The 3,939-nt window shown below is 41.4% G+C and carries 5 protein-coding genes; all 5 read right to left on the bottom strand.

The genetic code is table 11. The features are described from left to right. Positions 1-214: 214 nt before the first annotated feature. Positions 215-1,717 carry a zinc ABC transporter substrate-binding protein AdcA gene (locus QM406_RS09875; protein ID WP_414274115.1) on the bottom strand — a complete coding sequence of 501 codons (1,503 nt, stop codon included), beginning with the start codon at positions 1,715-1,717 and terminating at the stop codon, positions 215-217. A gap of 9 nt (positions 1,718-1,726) precedes the next feature. Continuing rightward, entirely contained in the window at positions 1,727-2,533 is an 807-nt protein-coding gene (locus QM406_RS09870; RefSeq protein ID WP_414274114.1) for a metal ABC transporter permease, read from the bottom strand. Next, complete coding sequence (locus tag QM406_RS09865) at positions 2,526-3,230, bottom strand: metal ABC transporter ATP-binding protein (protein ID WP_075232376.1); 705 nt, start codon at positions 3,228-3,230, stop codon at positions 2,526-2,528. Before QM406_RS09865 ends, QM406_RS09870 begins: the two co-directional genes overlap by 8 nt. Continuing rightward, on the bottom strand, positions 3,230-3,670 hold the full coding sequence (gene adcR, locus QM406_RS09860; RefSeq protein WP_075232375.1) for a zinc-dependent transcriptional regulator AdcR: 441 nt from the start codon (positions 3,668-3,670) through the stop codon (positions 3,230-3,232). Before adcR ends, QM406_RS09865 begins: the two co-directional genes overlap by 1 nt. Before the next feature lie 61 nt (positions 3,671-3,731). Next, the coding region (locus QM406_RS09855; RefSeq protein WP_414274113.1) for a hypothetical protein at positions 3,732-3,939 on the bottom strand (208 nt) is incomplete at its 5' end.

The following is a 3,939-nucleotide window of genomic DNA, read 5'->3' as shown; positions in this document are numbered from 1 at the left end:
GATTTCGGAACTTTGACAACTTTAAGAAACGAATTTTCATCGCTCTGAATATAAAAATGAAGAGGACATCAATTGTCCTCTCCAGATGTTAGTTTTTATTCAACCCACTACAGTTGACAAAGAGCCTAACTTACAAAACTCAAAAAAAGCGGACAAGAGAGGATTCTGATAACCAGAAAACTTTCCTGTCCGCTTTTATCATGTGATTCGTATCTTAATGAGCCAACATTTCTTGAGCAATCTCTTGACCTGATAAGCCATCTGGATAGTAGGTTGGCCAGTTGTCCATCTCTTCAAAGAGGGCTTCTTGGCTAGTGCCTCCAAAGAAGATATGGAAATGTTCTGCCTTGACCGGAGCGATATTGTGGTCGCTAAACTGAACATACTTAAATTGTCCAGCATCCGCATCTGTCGCTTCAAAGAGATAACGAACTCCTCGATTCCCTTTCTTATAAGTCAAAATTTTCTTGCCGACATACTTGTATGTATATTTCTTACTTTGGTCACCTTGGATGAATTCCATAGTGTTATCCGTGATATTTATCTTAGATACATCGGTTTGATAGCCCTTTTGATAGTAGGCTTTGTATTCATCCTTGGTCATTTTACCAGTCAATTTAGCCTTGTAGTCAAAGACTTGATCTAGAGTACCATTTTCAAGGAAAGGATAAACAGACTGCCAGTTACCAGCATAGTCACTCAAGGTACGATCCTTGACATCGGCATCTTCAAAGTAACCATTTTGAACGGTTTTAGTTTCCTCGGCTTTTTCTGGCTCAATTTCTGCCCCTGCTTGGTCAGTTGTTTGCTTGAGGGCCTTGAGATTTTTCTCCATGACAGAGATATAGTTTTCACCGGCCTTCATGTCCTCTTCGGTCAAGCTTTCTAGAGGATTCAGAACGTCTAACTTAACTCCTGTTTCTTTTGAAAGAGTATTAGCTAGAGCTTGAGAGGCATTTTCTTCAAAGTAGATATAAGAAATCTTGTTTTTCTTGATGTACTCGGTCAATTCTGCCAAGCGACTTGCTGAAGGCTCCGCATCTGGGGAAAGACCTGAGATAGAAACTTGATTGAGTCCGTAATCTAAAGCTAGATAACGGAAGGCCGCGTGTTGAGTCACAAAACTCTTTTGTTTAGCACTAGAAAGTCCTTCACTATAGGCCTTGTCCAAGGCTTGTAGTTTTTCGATATAGGCTGCTGCATTTTGTTCAAAAGTCGCCTTCTTATCTGGATAGTCAGCTGATAAACTGTCACGAATGTGCTCTACAAGCTTAATGGCACGCGCAGGAGACAACCATACATGAGGGTCATACTCGTGATGATGGCCTTCTTCACCATGGTCATGGTCTTCCTCTTCCTCACTACCTGGAAGAAGCAACATATCTCCAGTAGCCTTGATTGTTTTTACTTTTTTCGCATCTAGTGAATCTAAAAGCTTGGGAACCCATGTTTCCATGTTCTCATTTTCATAAACAAAGGCATCAGCGTCTTGGATTTTAGCAACTGCCTTAGGCGATGGTTCATAATCATGTGGTTCTGTCCCTGCCCCAATCAAGAGCTCGACATTGGCTGTATCTCCTGCTACTTGCTTGGTAAATTCGTAGACAGGATAGAAAGTTGTGACAATATTTAATTTTCCGTCTGCCTGTTTTTGATTAGAACAAGCAACTAAGAAGACTGTCACAAGACTTGCCAAAAGTAGGCCTAGTTTTTTCATGTACTTCTCCTATTTGATAAAACGTTTGAGTAAGCTGACTAACAAGAAGACAACTACAAAGATAAGGGTGATACTTGCACTCGGTGGTGTTTCTGCATAATAGGATATATAAAGTCCTGCCACCATGCCTAGAAAACCAATAACGCTGGCAAGAATCATTACCGAACTAAAGTTCTTCCCTAAACGCAAAGCAATACTTGCTGGCAAGACCATGATAGTTGATACCAAAAGTGCTCCCGCAGCTGGGATCATGAGAGCGATAGCCACACCCGTTACCATATTAAAGAGAATTGACATGGTACGCACTGGAAGTCCATCGACAAAAGCTGTATCCTCGTCAAAAGTTAAGATGTACATGGGTCTCAAAAAGAGGAAGGTCAGGATTAAAACAACCGCTGCAATGATAAAGAGCCCAATTACCTGCTCTTGACTAATAGTCACAATAGAACCAAAAAGGTATTGGTCCAAGCTCATAGAACTAGAGCTCTTACCCTTACTCATCACAATGAGTGAAACCGCAAGACCCGTCGACATGAGAATGGCTGTCCCAATCTCCATAAAGCTTTTATAAACCGTACGCAGGTATTCAAGGAAGACCGCTGCAATCAAGACAATGGCAATGGTTGAGATGGTCGGAGAGATTCCCAAAACCAAACCAAAGGCAACACCCGAAAGTGAGACGTGACTCAGAGTATCACTCATGAGACTTTGACGGCGCAAAATGAGGAAGGTCCCAAGGACTGGTGAAAAGAGGCTCATGGCAATAACTGCCAAAAAGGCCCGCTGCATAAAATCATAAGAAAATAGATTAAGCATGCTCCACCTCCTGGTCATTTTCATGGACATTGAAACAACGCCATGGCGAATCTTGGTCACGAACAAGGTGGATATTGCGATCTGCGTAATCCTTGACTTCTTCAGGATCGTGAGTAATCATCAGAACAGCCTTGCCATGATGGTGAGCACTATGGTGCATGAGCTCATAAAATTCATTCTTGGTACCTGCATCCATCCCAGTCGTTGGCTCATCCAAGATAAAGATATCTGGATCTGAAGCAAACATACGTGCAATAACCGCTCTTTGCTTTTGCCCACCAGAGAGAGAACCAATCCGTTTATCCCGATGTTCCCACATACCGACAGAGTTTAAACTGGCCTTGATATGTTCCTCATCATGGGCATTCAAACGACGGAACCAACCCTTTCTTGGATAGCGACCTGATTTGACAAACTCATAAACAGTACTAGGAAAGCCTGCATTAAAACTGGCGATCTGCTGAGGAAGATAGGCGATTCTTAGCTTTTTCCCATGAATATTTATCTTTGAGATGGTTACTTTCCCAATTCTCGGTTGTAAAATACCTAGACTAGCTTTGATAAGAGTAGTCTTTGCCGCTCCATTTTCTCCTGTCAGTGTGACAAATTCCCCACTATCAACACTGTAATTGATATGCTCAAGCACAGGTTCCTTGTCATAATAGAAGGACAAATCCTCTACTGTGATGTATCTCATTACTTGATTTCTCCTACTAAAGCAGTTAAAAACCGCTGGATAATTTTTTGTTCGTTTGGTGTGAACTGAGTGGCAACCTGCTCATAAGTCGAGAGGGTATGTTCATGATGATGGTGGTGTTCCTCAGCAATAGGTCGAGCCAAGTCTGTCAATTGATAGAAGACAACGCGAGCATCCTTAGGATCCTTAGACGTTTCTAACATTCCCTCCTTAACCAGGGATTTGATAGCCTTGGTAACGGCAGCTTGACTAACATTGAGACGACGCGCCAACTCAGAGTTGGTGAGCGAATCCTCTGATAAAAGCATGAGAATATGCTCCTGGGTATTGGTCAAGGCTACATCACTGGTACAATGGCCAATCAAAATTTCATGCTGATTTTCCGCCTTGAGAATAATCTCATTTAAAAATTGATCGATATCTTTTGCCAACTGTCTCATGATTTGCTCCTTTCTCAGAACAGAATTTCTATAAATACAAGGTTCTCACACCATTCCTTTACTAGTTAAGTATATCACATCCAAGCAAGGAGTCAAGAAAAAAGATGAAAACACCTGAGATGTTTTCATCTTTTAGAATTATTGGCTCTATAATATTTGTAGTGGGTAAATCCCCTATGGATCTTATGGAGCCTATTTTGTATAGAAAAAAAGTCCCATAAGATCTATAATAAAAAGCGACCAAACCATCATTAGAAAGAATCCTATGG

This window comes from Streptococcus infantis, from assembly GCF_047465035.1.
GTDB lineage: Bacteria > Bacillota > Bacilli > Lactobacillales > Streptococcaceae > Streptococcus > Streptococcus infantis_T.
This window is presented reverse-complemented; position numbering and strand designations above follow the sequence as displayed.

Coding starts and splice junctions, on each gene's coding strand:
- QM406_RS09875 (WP_414274115.1), bottom strand. CDS start 1,717: ATGAAAAAACTAGGCCTACTTTTGGCAAGTCTTGTGACAGTCTTCTTA.
- QM406_RS09870 (WP_414274114.1), bottom strand. CDS start 2,533: ATGCTTAATCTATTTTCTTATGATTTTATGCAGCGGGCCTTTTTGGCA.
- QM406_RS09865 (WP_075232376.1), bottom strand. CDS start 3,230: ATGAGATACATCACAGTAGAGGATTTGTCCTTCTATTATGACAAGGAA.
- adcR (WP_075232375.1), bottom strand. CDS start 3,670: ATGAGACAGTTGGCAAAAGATATCGATCAATTTTTAAATGAGATTATT.